The 13,718-nt window shown below is 41.7% G+C and carries 10 protein-coding genes; 5 read left to right on the top strand and 5 right to left on the bottom strand.

What is annotated here, in order from left to right; translation table 11 throughout:
• Positions 1-206: 206 nt before the first annotated feature.
• A complete protein-coding gene (locus C5469_RS15510; RefSeq protein WP_166308486.1) occupies positions 207-740 on the top strand; it encodes a single-stranded DNA-binding protein in 534 nt (177 codons plus the stop codon).
• A gap of 217 nt (positions 741-957) precedes the next feature.
• On the opposite strand, the gene fghA is transcribed toward C5469_RS15510, so the two are convergent.
• The 4 genes from fghA to eptB all read right to left on the bottom strand — a co-directional run bounded on the left by fghA (position 958) and on the right by eptB (position 6,649).
• The gene (gene fghA, locus C5469_RS15505) at positions 958-1,806 is read right to left on the bottom strand and encodes an S-formylglutathione hydrolase (protein ID WP_166308483.1); all 849 of its coding nucleotides are present in this window, start codon (positions 1,804-1,806) and stop codon (positions 958-960) included.
• 90 nt (positions 1,807-1,896) lie between these two features.
• On the bottom strand, positions 1,897-3,006 hold the full coding sequence (locus C5469_RS15500) for an S-(hydroxymethyl)glutathione dehydrogenase/class III alcohol dehydrogenase (protein WP_166308480.1): 1,110 nt from the start codon (positions 3,004-3,006) through the stop codon (positions 1,897-1,899).
• An 830-nt stretch (positions 3,007-3,836) separates the two neighbouring features.
• Positions 3,837-4,172, bottom strand: a complete 336-nt coding sequence (locus C5469_RS15495; RefSeq protein ID WP_207629079.1) for a hypothetical protein — start codon at positions 4,170-4,172, stop codon at positions 3,837-3,839.
• Positions 4,173-4,963: 791 nt separating this feature from the next.
• On the bottom strand, positions 4,964-6,649 hold the full coding sequence (eptB, locus tag C5469_RS15490) for a kdo(2)-lipid A phosphoethanolamine 7''-transferase (RefSeq protein WP_166308613.1): 1,686 nt from the start codon (positions 6,647-6,649) through the stop codon (positions 4,964-4,966).
• A 262-nt stretch (positions 6,650-6,911) separates the two neighbouring features.
• On the opposite strand from eptB, the gene C5469_RS15485 reads away from it, so the two are divergent.
• The 4 genes from C5469_RS15485 to C5469_RS15470 all read left to right on the top strand — a co-directional run bounded on the left by C5469_RS15485 (position 6,912) and on the right by C5469_RS15470 (position 12,511).
• Entirely contained in the window at positions 6,912-7,664 is a 753-nt protein-coding gene (locus C5469_RS15485; RefSeq protein WP_166308477.1) for a sulfite exporter TauE/SafE family protein, read from the top strand.
• A gap of 108 nt (positions 7,665-7,772) precedes the next feature.
• Complete coding sequence (locus tag C5469_RS15480; protein ID WP_166308474.1) at positions 7,773-8,945, top strand: MFS transporter; 1,173 nt, start codon at positions 7,773-7,775, stop codon at positions 8,943-8,945.
• A gap of 298 nt (positions 8,946-9,243) precedes the next feature.
• The gene (locus C5469_RS15475; protein ID WP_166308471.1) at positions 9,244-10,590 is read left to right on the top strand and encodes an NCS2 family permease; all 1,347 of its coding nucleotides are present in this window, start codon (positions 9,244-9,246) and stop codon (positions 10,588-10,590) included.
• 271 nt (positions 10,591-10,861) lie between these two features.
• Positions 10,862-12,511 carry a Na+/H+ antiporter gene (locus C5469_RS15470; protein ID WP_166308468.1) on the top strand — a complete coding sequence of 550 codons (1,650 nt, stop codon included), beginning with the start codon at positions 10,862-10,864 and terminating at the stop codon, positions 12,509-12,511.
• Positions 12,512-12,703: 192 nt separating this feature from the next.
• Here the strand turns inward: C5469_RS15470 and metR are convergent, their stop codons facing one another.
• Positions 12,704-13,660 carry an HTH-type transcriptional regulator MetR gene (metR, locus tag C5469_RS15465; protein WP_166308465.1) on the bottom strand — a complete coding sequence of 319 codons (957 nt, stop codon included), beginning with the start codon at positions 13,658-13,660 and terminating at the stop codon, positions 12,704-12,706.
• Between the last annotated feature and the right edge of the window lie 58 nt (positions 13,661-13,718).

Here is a 13,718-nt window from a genome sequence, read left to right as displayed (position 1 = left end):
ATATAATAATAAGTGAGTTATTATTACACAGAGTTGACTGATTAGACATACAGTATTTAAGTGAAATAATGTAATAAGTACAGTATGAAAGTACGGTAAGCTTCGCAAAGTTCGCTCTAAAGCGGTTACGTTTCATTTTTAGCGTCGCATGTTAAACTGCGTTGCTTAATAATTGTAGAAATTCATTTCATCAGGAGTATTCCCAAATGGCCAGCAGAGGCATAAATAAAGTTATTTTAATTGGTAACCTGGGGCAGGACCCTGAAGTCCGCTACATGCCAAACGGTGGCGCAGTTACCAACATTACTCTGGCGACTTCTGAAAGCTGGCGCGATAAACAAACCGGCGAGATGAAAGAGAAGACTGAATGGCACCGGGTGGTTTTATTCGGCAAACTGGCAGAAGTTGCGGGTGAATATCTGCGTAAAGGCTCGCAGGTTTATATTGAAGGTTCCCTGCAAACTCGCAAATGGCAGGATCAGAACGGCCAGGATCGTTACACCACTGAAGTAGTGGTAAACATGGGTGGTACCATGCAAATGTTGGGTGGCCGTGCTGGTGGTAATTTCCAGGAGGGGCAACCACAAGGGGGAAGTTGGGGACAGCCACAGCAGCCACAATCACAGCCACAACAATCTCAGCAGTTCAGCGGTGGCGGTGCTACTTCTCGTCCAGCTCAATCCTTTGCTCCACAGAGCAATGAGCTGCCAGTGGATTTTGATGATGATATTCCGTTCTAGAGTTCGACTTTTTTCTTTATAAAACAATTTGTTATCATATCTGCGTGGGAGTGCGAAAATACGCAGCCGTGATGCACGGTTTGATGAGAAGCCGCTGGGGAGATGACTTTAAACCAGCGGTTTACTCTACAGGATTGCCCTTTACTAAATTTAGTGAATAGCCCCAAATGGTTTTGGTACTCTCTATCGTAAAAATATTAATAGATTCATATGCGATTTATTGATTACCAGAACAATTTCCCTTCAATATCTTGGCATGATACGCGATATGCTCGCTGATAAAACTGGCAACAAAATAGTAGCTATGGTCATAGCCGGTACGCAGGTTCAGTGTATAGGAATGTCTAGTGCTTTCGCATACATCTTTTAGCAGCTCAGGACGTAGTTGTTCTTCAAGAAATGGGTCATCGGTACCGATATCAATTAACACATGCAATGGTTCAGCGCTATTGGCGAGCAGCTCGACTGTATCATAGGCTTTCCATGTGTCACGATCTTCGCCCAAATAAGCGCGAAAAGCTTTTTCTCCCCAAGGAACTTGGGAGGGCGCAACAATCGGTGAAAAGGCCGATACACTGCGGTAACGCTCTGAATTGCGTAGCGCGATCATCAGTGCGCCATGACCGCCCATAGAGTGACCACTGATGGCTCTAGCGGTTGTTGCCGGGAAGTGTGTTTCGATCAGTGCCGGTAGCTCTGACACCACATAATCGTACATGCGATAGTGCGTCGCCCAAGGTTCCTGCGTTGCGTTGAGGTAAAAACCGGCTCCCTGACCCAAATCATAAGCGTTATCATCCGCAATTTTTTCGCCGCGCGGGCTGGTATCCGGGGCGACAAGGATAATACCCAGTTCGGCAGCGTGGCGTTGAGCACCGGCTTTAGTGATGAAATTCTGCTCATTGCATGTTAAGCCTGAGAGCCAGTACAGTACCGGTAATTTCTGATGTTCAGCTTGAGGAGGAAGGTAGACAGCAAAATTCATGGTACAGCCAAGTACAGCTGATTCGTGCTGATAAACATCCTGCCATCCCCCAAAACAAGCGTGGCGTTCAATCCTCTCCATTCTTTTTCCTCTTTGTAAAACTGACAGATTCACTCATTTCACGTTAAAAACCGTCTGTTACAGTACGGTTTTTAACTTCTGCAAAACGGCTTAGTAATGGATGACTGTACGAATAGATTTTCCCTCATGCATCAAATCGAATGCTTCATTGATGCGTTCGAGCGGCAAAGTGTGAGTAACAAAAGGTTTTAATTCAATTTCACCTTTCATTGCCTCTTCCACCATTTTAGGCAATTGACTGCGGCCTTTAACACCGCCAAAGGCGGTGCCTCGCCATGAACGGCCAGTGACTAGTTGGAATGGGCGAGTTGAGATTTCTTGTCTTGCACCGGCCACACCAATAATTACTGATTGCCCCCAGCCACGGTGTGCACTTTCGAGCGCGGCACGCATGACATTGACATTACCAATACACTCGAAGGTATGATCCACTCCCCATTCCGTCATCTCGATAATGATCTGCTGAATAGGTTTGTCGTAATCATTCGGATTCAGGCAGTCGGTTGCACCGAACTGTCTGGCCAGCTCAAATTTTGCTGGATTTGTATCGATGGCAATGATCCTGCCCGCTTTTGCCTGACGAGCGCCTTGGATCACGGCAAGGCCAATGCCGCCGAGTCCAAAGATGGCGACAGAATCACCGGGTTGCACTTTAGCAGTATTGTGCACTGCACCAATACCGGTAGTGACACCGCAGCCCAGTAGACATACTTTTTCGTGGTTTGCTTCCGGATTGATTTTTGCCAGTGATACTTCGGCTACGACTGTATATTCGCTGAATGTGGAGCATCCCATATAATGATAAATAGGCTGCCCTTTGTAGGAAAAACGGGTTGTGCCATTTGGCATGACACCTTTCCCCTGAGTTGCCCGCACGGCCACACACAGGTTGGTTTTTCCTGATTTACAGAACAGGCACTCTCCGCATTCCGCGGTATAAAGAGGGATAACGTGATCACCGGGTTTGACGCTGGTGACGCCTTCGCCAACCTCAACGACAACACCCGCGCCTTCATGTCCAAGTATGACAGGAAAAACGCCTTCCGGATCATCCCCTGACAGGGTGAAGGCATCCGTGTGACACACACCGGTATGGCTGATTTTTACCAGTACTTCACCGGCCTGAGGCGGGGAGATATCGATTTCAACGATTTCAAGGGGTTGATTTGGTCCAAATGCAACAGCGGCTCGTGATTTCATAATCTTTCCTTTTGAATAGACAGTGTCATGTGTTCGCGAATACAGATTAATAAAGTCAGTCGGTTTGTCAGCGAAGATATGTTCGGATCAGGGAAAATGGCATCTTCGATCGAGGTTTTTTGTGCTTCAATCTGGCCTTTGATCCTCCTGATCTGAGTGAGAATGCGTTTTTTCTCTTTCTGACGAATGGGTATAAAACAAGTATCTCCTGAATAGTGGGGGATGTATATAGCGTGTGGTGAAAGATGGATTTAGATCGCACTATTGTGGCTATTTATTTTTTTAATTCGGTATCCTGCTCTGATAAATATTTACCAGTTTTTTCGTTGAAATTTCGTTTCAATTAATTGGAATAAATAGAATGATGTTATTCTCATTATATGATTGGAAATTCATTGGCTTTATTTATTAAGGTAAAATTTCTGGTTGATTTTAGCGTTAATTTTGGAAGAGCAGGGACTTAACTTTAGCTGAAAAATGATAATAAAAATTGGATGATTTTCATGTTAAGTTTAGATATTTAAATTAGTAAATTATTTATATAAAACTTGACATAAATTAAAGGATTATTTCTTAAGGTTTATAATTTAATTTGTTAAAGTAAATTTTCCCCACAGGTATGTATGAAATAGATAAGCTTTATCTTAGACAAGGAAAGTAGGGCTTCACCTTATAAGGCCCTGCATAATCAGGGCCTATATATACCCGTCATCTTTCAAGTTGCTTCTTTGTTGGCTGCACTCACTCACCCCCGGTCACATAGTTATCTATGCTCCCGGGGATTCGCTCCCTTGCCGTCGCGATGCATCTTGAAATCCATAGGATATATATTACTGCGTAACATCGACCAAACCGAGATCATTATTTAATGTTGTGCCACTAATCATATAGTTGGCAATCGCTTGACTTCCTTTTTTGTATGAAAAAACTTGATGAGCTTCATTATCACGACCCCATACTACAAATACATGCATATAAACCGTCGCGCCATCAGGAACGCCAAGATCGCCTGGGTCAATAGTTTTTGTTACTCCAAGAGTAATGTCATCACTTTGTTTACTTAAATACTTTTCGCCGTCAGAATCAATATAACTAAACAGAATTCTGGCAACAAATCCGCCTGAATTTTTTAGGCTCATTTGTCCAATTTGTTGAAATTTAATCATAATTTACCCTTAAGAAAAACATTAATAACATTAAGATATTCGATTGCACAAATCGTCCAAGATTTATAAAAAATAAATAACATCTTAAAACAACTGGGGCAAATAAATATTATGTTTATTTTAGGGGGTGATAAAATTATGCTGATAAGCATCAAGAATATATGATTTATTTGTTTTTATTTTCGCAGATATTTAATATAGTTCATTATTTTTCTTTGAAATATAATTCAGTGTGATGTTTGTTTTTTATTATATAGTAACGTTTTTATATTGTTTTTATAATGCTATTATATTGTTTTTATTAGCAATAATTTCAATGTATAATATTTTTGTTGAGAGTTTGGAATTAAATGTTTATTTTTGAATGGTTTTGCAAATAGCATTTAATGTATAGTTCTTTGAGTTAAGGGGAGGCTATTGGACTTCATTCATTGAATCAGTATTAGTTGTTTGTCATTCTGGAGTATCAGTTTATAATTCTATTTTAGAAAACTATAATGTCATTAAATTAATTAAGAGAACGTACAATTTTTTCGGTGTTATATTGGAATATGAATAATTGAATCTTTGTAAATAATAATATATTTGGAGTGATATTGTGAAAGTATATTTAATAGCGTGTGTTTAATTAGAATAATTGTTTCAGTTATAGAGAATTGAGAAGGCTATTAGGGAAGGTGCATTTATACCCTTGAGAGCTAAAAGTGTAGATAATTGGGTTTCGTTGCTTCTGAGATATTGGTTTGACTTATGATATTAACTGTGTAGCCAGATTGACGTTTTTCTTCTGATTAGCGCGTTGCCGAATTTATTCTACTGCCACACCTATTATTTTTCGCCGTGATCCCGCCATCAGGTGAGGTATAACCGAGGCAACCGAGAATCGTGTCATATAATTCAACATGGCGATAGATATTACCTATTTGGGCTTGTGTTCTGAGGTTTTCAAAAGCTTGGGCATTTTTTTCTACATCTAAGAATTTATCTGATGTCCAAACTATTAACGGCACACGGAATTGTTCCGGTGGTGCTATACGACGAGGGGTGCCGTGTAAATGGGTATCGTCACTGATTGATTCGCCATGGTCTGAGGTATAAAACACCAGTGCTTTTTTATCTCGGATTTGGTCAATAACGTTTTTGATAAAGTAATCGGTGTATAAAATGCTGTTATCAAATGCGTTGATGAGCTGTGTTTTGCTACAAGCATCATCGACGTTCATACATTCCGGCTGATATTTGGCAAAACTGCGTGGATAGCGTTGTGAATACAGATAGTGGGAACCTTTGGTATGTAGGATGATTAGATGTTTGCCGTTTGGATAATGTTCTAGTGATTCTTTCAATTCATCAATCAACATCATATCGTCGACAGGTTTCCCGGCGTTATGATACTCGGAAGCAATGAGTTCACGGAAAGCAAAATTATCCACATCGGTATTGTTGTAAAACCAAACCTCGCTCTGCATAGAGAAAAGTTCTGAACTGAATCCCAATTTATGCAGTACTGAAAATATGTTTTGCTCTATAAGTGTGCGTTGGTCGTTATTTTTAGTACCACCTTCACGTACAAACATACAACGTAGGGAAAGTTTGGTAGCGGTATCGCAGGATTCACCACGAAATGCGACAAGATTTGGTTCTTGGTTCATCAGTGGTGTTGTATCACGTTCATATCCCAGTATTCCCATATGATCCCAACGCGCAGTTTCGCCAATGATAAATATTACATAGGTATCATCGATTCCCTGCGGAGCGATATAAGTGAATGTTTGTGCTGGGTTGAACAATTCATTTTGGTTCAGATGTTCATCTATCGTAGTTGTAATGTATAACCCTAATGCAGCCAGCCAGTTAGAAGGTAAATAAGAATGTGCGACTACACCACCATAGCTTGGCATATCAATATTATTGATCTCGTCGTTAGCTTTTTGCAGGGTATTCATCCAACTAAGAGGGAGCCATGATAATAGTGCAACCAGAAGCATTATTCCCAGTGATTTTATTCTCTGACCGGGTATTCGCAGTTGTTCAAGCAGAGTGTTACACAAACTGCCTGACCATATAATCAGTAATGGCAAGATACTTAGCAAAATCAGCCAGATAACGAATTTATAACCAATAACTTCGATGGATAAATCAATATCTGTAGTTAGAACTGAAACAATAACGCCGTAGCCAATAACGACATTAAAGAAAGTCATGTAATAGCTGGCAGCCACCGAGAATAGAATTAATAAACTAGCCGTAATGCGGTAGAACCCACGTCCACCTAGAGAAAGCAGGCGTAATAAAAAAAAGGTGAACAGAACAATAGTCAGAGCTTCAATACTGCCGGTAATTAACTTCGGGGTGTGAATACCAACGTTAATTTTTTCAAAGCGGCGATAGAAAACCGAAAGGTTGAGTAAGATACCGATATAGATTGCCAGTAACAATGCTTGTGTGGGGTGTGGTAACGATTTTATTTTTTTTATCAATTTAGTAAGACCTTAGTAAACTTAAGTCAAAAGAATGAAACAAACCTGTAGACCGTTCATTACGTAGAGAGTGTTTATGGTTGTTTATAATCTTGGTCTTTCATTTTGTCCACTAGCCCATTATCTGCATCATTTGTACATAAGTGTAGCCTATAGGTGCATCCATTTTTTGCAAATTGTTCTGACAAACGATAGTAAAAACTATTAATATTGAGGAAACGATCACTTTGGTTTTAAAACTATTTTCAGGGAGATAGAAATGTTACATGTACTGGCATGGTCTGATCTGATTATTTGCATTTTTGTCGTTTTCTTTGCTTATCTGGTTTTTGGTATGGCAGGGTTTGGTTCTGCACTGATTGCCAGCCCGATTTTGGCTCTCTATATTCCGATAGCAAAAATTGTCCCTTTATTAGCATTGATAGATCTAACCGCAGCAGTGATTAATCTCGCCAGAGAGGGTAAAAAAACGGAATTCAGCGAAATCAAATTAGTTATTCCGTTAATGATTATCGGTAGCTTGATTGGAGCAACTATTTTATTAATGGCGCGACCCGATGTTTTAGTTCTGGTGTTGGGGTTATTTGTTGTTTTCTATTCACTTTATTCTCTGTTTGTTGGTAAAACCTATCGTCAATTCCCAATTAAAGCAGCTATTCCATTTGGTCTTAGTGGTGGTATTTTCAGTGCATTATTTGGTAGTGGTGGTTTTCTTTATGCAATTTATCTGGCGGGGCGAATACCAGATAAGGAAGTTTTCAGGATTACTCAGACGACTTTAATTGGTTTCAGTACCTTGACAAGGGTGGTTATTTTTATTGTCATGGGTGTTTATCTGGATACCTCATTTTTGTTATTGATACTGGTATTTATTCCAGCGATGCTGTTGGGAATCTATTTTGGTCGCCAGGTGACACTGAAAATTTCCAGGGAAGTTTTCCTCAAGTTTATCAATATCCTTGTGCTGGTTTCGGGCTTAATGTTGATATATCGTTATATATTTACTCTTTGAAATAGTCACTAATAATAATTAATGTGTTTCTTATGATTTCATTAAATTGTTGTTTTATCTTTGTTTCGTATTTATTCTCTCTATTTTTGCTGGATAGGCATAAATAAGATGAATAACCGTGATTATAGAAATAATAATTTTTTCGCCATTTTTACTATTACCACTAGTATCGCTGTTATTGGTATTGTCATTGGTTTGACTATTCCAATGATAGCGTTACGCTTGAATAGCCAAGGTGTTGATGAGCTGTATATTGGTTTAATTTCTGCGGCTCCGGCATTGGGTATTTTTTTGAGTGCTCCGGTAGTCCAAAAAATTGTGGCTCTGATAGGTAAGAAACACGCTATGATGATTGCAACAGGGGTTTCTGCTGTCAGTTTGCTCCCTCTTTTGGGTTCGTTGCCGATGGAGCTACTTTTTCCTCTGCGGCTAATTACTGGTGCTGCTAACGGGTTAATGATCTGCCTGGGCGAAACTTGGATTAATGAACTCTCTGAAGAGAATAAGCGGGGCAGGGTATTAGCTGTTTATACGACGGTCTTTACTGTTAGTCAGTTGCTTGGCCCTTCTATCATTGCTCTTTATGGTATTGAAGATAATACGCCGATACTGATTTGTACTCTGATCCACATCTTCTCATTGGTACTTTTTGTCATGATGGATCAGAATAAAGGCGATAAGTTACCGAGACATGGTAAGAAATCTAATTTCTCTATTGTTCAATTTTTAAAAATTGCACCGGCGATCTGTGGTGGTGTGCTGTTTTTTTCCTTTTTCGACGGCACTATTCTTTCTATGTTACCAATCTACGGAATGAGTTGTGGGTATACCGAAGCTGTAGCTGCCTTGATGATAAGTGTCATTCTTGCTGGGGATGCATTGATGCAGTTCCCGTTTGGTTGGTTGGCTGATCATATGAATCGTATGCGTTTGTACCGGATTTGTGGTGTGGCAACGCTCGGTGCAAGTGCATTGCTGCCATTTGTTATGACACATCAGTATCTTATCTGGCCTCTGTTGATTGCTTTGGGGGCAACTGCGGGGGCTATTTACACCATTGCATTGGTCCAAATTGGTCAGTATTTTTCAGGGAATGAGTTGATCATTGCTAATGCGGCGGCGGCTATGTTGTGGGGGATTGGGAGTTTGTTTGGCCCATTGCTTGCAGGTGTAGTAAGTTCAGTGGCACCATCAGGTTTACCTATTCTGCTTGTCATCATTGCGGCATTGTTTCTGGTTTCGACAATGGCTCGGTTTAATCCACAAAGTGATAATGGCTGAAGTATAAGAAGCTGGTTGTGAGCAGCAGCCAGCATCGAGTAAATCTTATTTCTTTTCGAGGAGTGAATAAGTTGAACTCTAAATAATATCGTTAGCTATTGATTTCGACACTGTGATCACTGGATAATCTTTCGCCTTAAATTCTCTCACTGTTTTCTATTCTAAAAGCCAAACGATTGCTTTTATGATTTGTTGAACCGATTGGTGCAATATTCATTAGTTGTTATTAAGTGAGGTAATCGTTTTCGTTTGATTAGGCGGTGGAAGAAGTTCCATGAACATAATGCAGGGGAATAATATGTCTGTCACTCAGGCACCAGTTAAATGCGGACTGGATAAGTATTTCAAATTGATTGAACGTGGCACAACGGTACGCCGTGAAATTCTGGCAGGGCTCACAACTTTCCTGGCGATGGTTTATTCAGTCATTGTCGTACCGGGGATGTTAGGGCAGGCAGGGTTTCCCCATACGGCGGTCTTTATTGCGACTTGTTTGGTTGCCGGTTTTGGTTCTTTGTTAATGGGACTTTGGGCTAACTTACCGATGGCAATTGGTTGTGCAATTTCGTTGACTGCATTTACCGCTTTTAGTTTGGTTTTAGGACAGCAAATCAGTATTCCGGTTGTACTCGGTGCAGTATTCCTGATGGGCTGCTTGTTTACGGTAATCTCTGTTACCGGTATTCGTTCCTGGATTTTACGTAATATACCTATGGGTATTGCGCACGGTGCTGGGATTGGCATTGGACTGTTTTTGCTACTGATTGCGTCAAACGGTGTTGGGCTGGTCATTAAAAACCCGTTGGAAGGTTTACCTGTTGCTTTGGGGTCGTTCACCTCTTTTCCTGTGGTGATGACTTTGCTTGGTCTGGCTGTTATTTTCGGCCTGGAAAAATTGAAAGTTCCCGGCGGCGTGCTGTTGGTGATTGTTGTGATTTCTGTTATTGGGTTGATTTTTGATCCAGCGGTGAGATATCAAGGGTTCTTTAAAGTCCCGAGTCTGGGAGATGATGGATTGTCCCTGATTTTTAGTATGGATATTATGGGGGCTTTACAGCCCATTGTATTACCTAGTGTGTTAGCGTTGGTAATGACCGCCGTATTTGATGCGACCGGTACAATCCGTGCGGTAGCAGGGCAAGGGAATCTGTTGGATAAAGGTGGACAGATTATTAACGGTAGTAAAGCGCTGACTGCTGATTCTGTCAGCAGTATTTTTGCCGGTGTTATCGGTGCTTCTCCGGCTGCGGTATATATTGAATCAGCCGCGGGTACCGCAGCAGGCGGTAAAACAGGTTTAACCGCAACGGTTGTCGGTATCCTGTTCCTGTTGATTTTGTTCTTTTCTCCACTTTCATATCTTGTACCGGCATACGCGACTGCCCCGGCGCTGATGTATGTTGGTCTGTTGATGTTGAGTAATATCAGGAAACTGGATTTCAATGATTTTGTTGGGGCGATGTCCGGTATGCTGTGTGCGGTCTTTATTGTTCTGACCTGCAATATTGTTACTGGTATTATGCTGGGCTTCAGCTCTTTGGTTGTTGGTCGTATCTGTTCCGGTGAATGGCGTAAATTGAATACGGGGACAGTGGTGATTACGATCGCTTTGGTAGCATTTTATGCTAGTGATTGGGCTATTTGATTGATTAAAAAGTGCGTAAGGGGCGTCTGTGCCTACGCACTTTACCATTTCTTGCGATTACTTTTAAATTCTCAATTATTTCCCCGCTATTTATCTGATTAGTTTACAATATTCCTGCAATTCTTTTGGATACGGCTCGGCATGTATCCACCTTTTTCGATTGATTCAGTTATTTTAGTATTAAGATTCTATTCTCACTGTTTTTGTTTTGACGGAAAGAAAAAGTCTCAATCTATATACCAATGGTTCTCAGGTAAATTGTAAGGGCAACATGGAAATATTCTTTACTATTTTGATCTTGATTTTGGTGGTTTCAGTCTCTGGCATTCTGACTAAGGTGATTCCGTTCCGCATACCTCTGCCGTTAATACAAATTGCGATGGGGGCATTATTGGCTTGGCCACATTTTGGTTTGCATGTTACCTTCGATCCTGAACTGTTTCTTGTACTGTTAATCCCTCCTCTATTATTCGTTGATGGCTGGAAAACGCCAACCAGAGAGTTTTTCCAGCATGGAAGGGAAATTTTCATACTAATGTTGGTACTGGTTCTGGTTACTGTTGTTGGTATTGGTTATCTGATTTACTGGCTGATGCCGGGCATTCCATTAATTGCCGCTTTTGCTCTTGCTGCTGTGCTATCACCAACAGATGCAGTGGCTCTGTCATCCATTGTTGGAAAAGGGCGTATGCCTAAGCGCATGATGAGTGTGATGGAAGGGGAAGCGTTAATGAACGATGCTTCCGGTCTGGTAGCTTTAAAGTTCGCGGTAGCAATAGCGATGGGAACGATGGTATTTACTGTTACCGGCGTGACTATCGAATTCTTTAAAGTTGCTATTGGTGGTTTGTTATCTGGTATGGCAGTGACTTGGTTGTACAGTAAATCCCTGCGCTTGATGAATCGTTGGAGCGGTGGTGATCCCGCAACGCAAATTGTTTTCATGTTGTTGTTGCCGTTTGCTTCTTACATGATTGCAGAACATATCGGTGTTTCCGGTATCCTGGCAGCGGTTGCTGCGGGCATGACTATCAGTAAAGCTGGGGTTATCCGTAATGCGCCGTTGGCGATGCGTTTACGTGCTGATAGTGTCTGGTCAATGCTGGAATTCGTGTTTAATGGTCTGGTATTTATTATGTTGGGCCTGCAATTACCGGGGATCTGGGAAACGTCTGTTGTACAGGCAGAACTTGATCCAACGGTTGAAACCTGGATGTTATTTGCTGCCGTTGCAGTGATTTATGGTGCGCTTCTACTATTGCGTTTCTGTTGGTTGTGGCTGATGAAAAATATCAGCAAAACCTTTATGAAAAAAAATCCGCTGCATTTCGCGGCTTATACCACCCGTGAATTATGGCTGGCATCTTTTGCTGGTGTTCGCGGTGCAATCACACTTGCTGGTGCGTTGTCTGTTCCTCTGTTTCTGGCGGATGGTACGCCATTCCCGGCTCGTTATCAGCTTATCTTTATTGCTGCTGGGGTCATCCTGTTCTCGTTGTTAATTGGGGTTATCTCTTTGCCATTCCTGTTACGGGGAATTCAAACTTCCAATAAAGAGGCAGATATCAGTGAAGTAAGAATGGCGCGGGCAGCCATGGCGGAAGTGGCTATTGTCAGTATGAATAAGATGGAGGAACGTCTTTCTGCCAGCCCTGAAGAGCAACTGGATGCTGAAGTTATTACTGAAGTTGCTTCCAGAGTCATTGGCTATTTGCGTCTCCGTACTGTGGGGCAGGATGAGATAGAACATAACCTGCTAGTGGAAGATTTGGAACGTCGTTTTCGCCTGACTGCATTAAGGGCAGAACGCGGTGAGTTGTATCATTTGCGTGCAACTAGAAAAATCAGTAATGAGACACTTCAAGCCTTACTGCATGATTTGGATTTATTGGAAGCTCTATTGGTAGAGAAAGAGCACTGATATCCTGTAATTTATTGGTTGTCACGACAATATTGTGAACGACTTTATTCAGTCTGAACGGTGAATATCTCGCCTTTCAGGCTGATAGCTGATTTGTGGTCTGTCTGGTGGTATTGATTCTCCCGCCGTAGATACCGGAACCTTCTGCCAATGATGAATAATATGTTGGTTCCGGTGGTATGGTTGATAAATTTACCATTGGAGGGAGTTTGTTTGCTGCGTTGTTCTGGGGTCATCAACGCTTAGTTTTGAAATTCCTTTTACGAATGGCAGATTGTCCATTGCGTGCTGACGTGCAGAATGGATAAATGCGTCAATCTCAGGCTGGTGCTGTTCACTTTCACGGACGGCAGCATACAGCCTGCTCCATAAACCTTCCCCCAGTGTTTTAGTGACCACTAACCCTTGCCTTTCAAATGATTCAACAACCCAATGTGGCAGAGCCGCGATTCCCATGCGGGCCGCGACCATTTGGATCAGTAACAGCGTGTTATCCACATTTTTCAACGTAGGAATAACGCCGGCTGGTTGCAAGAAACGCCGCCAGATATCGAATCGCTGACGCTGAACGGGGTAGATCATCAATGTCTCATCAATTAAATCTTTTGGCTGGATGTGCAGTTTATTTGCCAGAGGGTGATCCGGAGCGACAACTAGCTTGACCTCATAATCAAATAGCGGTGTGTAGTGTAGATGACTTTCAGGGAGAATATCTGATGTCAGAACTACATCCAGTTCCCGTTGCTGTAGTGCAGGCTGTGGATCAAAAGTGACGCCGGATTTGAAATCCACGTTGACCTGTGGCCAGGTTTCGCGGAAATGTTTGAGTGCAGGTGTCAGCCATTGAATACAACTATGGCATTCAATGGCGATACGTAGATTTGTTTGGCCTGGCTCTTTACATTCGCGGAGTGCACTTTGGACCAAAGGAAGAACTTGTTCTGCCAACCGTAATAAAATCTCACCCTGTGGGGTGAAACGAAGTGGCTGACTTTTACGAATGAACAGCCGGAAACCAAGGCGATGTTCAAGATCACTGAACTGATGGGACAAAGCGGACTGTGTCTGATGCAGGTGATTAGCTGCTGCCGCTAATGAACCACAATGACTCAATGATTGTAATGTTTTTAGATGTTTTATTTCGATCATGAGAAACCTTCAGGATGATAATGAATAAATTGCGCTTGTGGTTTATACCTTACCTGTT

Source organism: Photorhabdus cinerea, from assembly GCF_011189575.1.
Lineage (GTDB): Bacteria > Pseudomonadota > Gammaproteobacteria > Enterobacterales > Enterobacteriaceae > Photorhabdus > Photorhabdus cinerea.
Note: the sequence above shows the minus strand (reverse complement) of the source record. Positions and strands in the feature narration are given on the sequence as shown.

Bases quoted from the DNA above. Each gene is read 5' to 3' on its own strand.
- C5469_RS15510 (WP_166308486.1), top strand. From the start codon at position 207: ATGGCCAGCAGAGGCATAAATAAAGTTATTTTAATTGGTAACCTGGGG.
- fghA (WP_166308483.1), bottom strand. From the start codon at position 1,806: ATGGAGAGGATTGAACGCCACGCTTGTTTTGGGGGATGGCAGGATGTT.
- C5469_RS15500 (WP_166308480.1), bottom strand. From the start codon at position 3,006: ATGAAATCACGAGCCGCTGTTGCATTTGGACCAAATCAACCCCTTGAA.
- C5469_RS15495 (WP_207629079.1), bottom strand. From the start codon at position 4,172: ATGATTAAATTTCAACAAATTGGACAAATGAGCCTAAAAAATTCAGGC.
- C5469_RS15485 (WP_166308477.1), top strand. From the start codon at position 6,912: ATGTTACATGTACTGGCATGGTCTGATCTGATTATTTGCATTTTTGTC.
- C5469_RS15480 (WP_166308474.1), top strand. From the start codon at position 7,773: ATGAATAACCGTGATTATAGAAATAATAATTTTTTCGCCATTTTTACT.
- C5469_RS15475 (WP_166308471.1), top strand. From the start codon at position 9,244: ATGTCTGTCACTCAGGCACCAGTTAAATGCGGACTGGATAAGTATTTC.
- C5469_RS15470 (WP_166308468.1), top strand. From the start codon at position 10,862: ATGGAAATATTCTTTACTATTTTGATCTTGATTTTGGTGGTTTCAGTC.
- metR (WP_166308465.1), bottom strand. From the start codon at position 13,660: ATGATCGAAATAAAACATCTAAAAACATTACAATCATTGAGTCATTGT.